This window comes from Vibrio ouci (assembly GCF_004551525.1).
Lineage (GTDB): Bacteria > Pseudomonadota > Gammaproteobacteria > Enterobacterales > Vibrionaceae > Vibrio > Vibrio ouci.
Window position 1 is genome coordinate 1 of sequence record NZ_SATR01000175.1, and the last position, 1,493, is coordinate 1,493.

Genomic DNA, 1,493 nt, shown 5'->3' on the forward strand with positions numbered 1-1,493 from the left:
AACATAGCGGCTTCAGTTGTCCTTGAATCACAAAAAGTCAGTGGGTGATTGGTTGCTTATCGTGTTTAAGGTATTCTGTTTTCAAATCAAGTTAATGAGTGCGTAGCAAAATTTGCCTAACAAACARTTYAAGCAGATTCGTAACGCTTGGCACTTTTGGTTTGAATCAGCTTTAGTGATTAGGGCACAATATTCTGGTTAAGTGGTAGCGTTACTCACTACTTAATTGGGCGTTAGCCGTCAAAATGGAGAAAACATGGAAGTACAATTTTTAGAGAAAAATTCTGATTACGAGTCAGTCCTAGAAGTGTTGTTACAACTTCGCCCAAATTACAACTTAGATACTTTGTCTGGTCAGATCGAGAAGCAGCAATCAAATGGTTACCAAGTCGTCTATGTCAAATCGCCAGAAGGCGTACTAGCAGCAGCAGGCTTTAGCGTAGGTGAAAAGCTTGCTTGGGGTAAGCATATTTACATTGAAGACTTGGTAACTAATGCGCAATTTCGTTCGAGTGGAGTAGGTAAATTTATTATCGATTGGTTTAAAACATATGCTTCAGAAAGCGGTTGCGAACAAATACATTTGGATTCTGGTGTTCAGCGTTTTCCAGCACATAAGTTCTACTTACGCGAAGGTTTCAATATCGCTAGTCACCACTTTTCTATAGTTGGCGTCCAAAACGGCTAACAAAGCGTTTAAGACGGATTCACAACGCTTGGCATTTTTGGTTTGTATCAGCTTAAGTGTTTACAGTACAATGGTTTAGGTTAGGTAGTCGCGTTGTTCACCACTTAACGCGGCGTTAGGCAAAGGGCAGAAAAGTTCTTTGTTCTAATTTTCTTGATCCCTCAAACCATCTGTTTTTCTAAGTCGGCAATTCAGCATTGTCGGCTCAAATCCTTGAATCTCTTCAACCGTAAAACATGCCAAAGTTCGTGGGTTTCCTCATTGGGTTTCAGTGTTGGTTGGTGTTGAGCTTCACTGGCTTAAAGTGTGGAGAGGACAAGTTAGTCGAAGCTTTCGTTGTTGCTGTCATTTCGCAGCTTTGAGTTTCCTGGTTCAAAAGCTACTTTGTCGTTGAAAGGCTGTGTTTCGTGAATGTTGAAAGTGAGGCTGTAACATAGTTGCTTTTGTAGTTCTTGAATCACAAAAAGTCAGTGGGTTATTGGTTGCTTATTGCGTTTAAGGTATTCTGTTTTCAAACCAAGTTAGTGAGTACGCAGAAAATTTGCCTAACAAACAATTCAAGCTGATTCGCAACGCTCGGCGCTTTCGGTTTCAATTAGTTTGGTGATTACTGCGAAGTGTTTGAGTATGGTGGCAGCGTTGCTCACAACTTAATTGGGCGTTATGTTTACTTGTATTTCAAAGGCTTAAATGTCTCAGGCTCTAGTTCTTTGTCCCTCTGGCAATTCGTCTCTAGTAGACTCAGCAAATCAGTATTGTCGGCCTAAATTCTTGAATCTCTCTAGCCGTAAAACATGCCAATTTT

General features: G+C 40.5%; 1 protein-coding gene. It reads left to right on the plus strand.

Annotation, left to right across the window (positions count from 1 at the left end; all coding sequences use genetic code 11):
- Window positions 1-256: 256 nt before the first annotated feature.
- Complete coding sequence (locus ELS82_RS24915; protein ID WP_134837763.1) at window positions 257-688, plus strand: GNAT family N-acetyltransferase; 432 nt, start codon at window positions 257-259, stop codon at window positions 686-688.
- The last annotated feature ends 805 nt before the right edge of the window (window positions 689-1,493 follow it).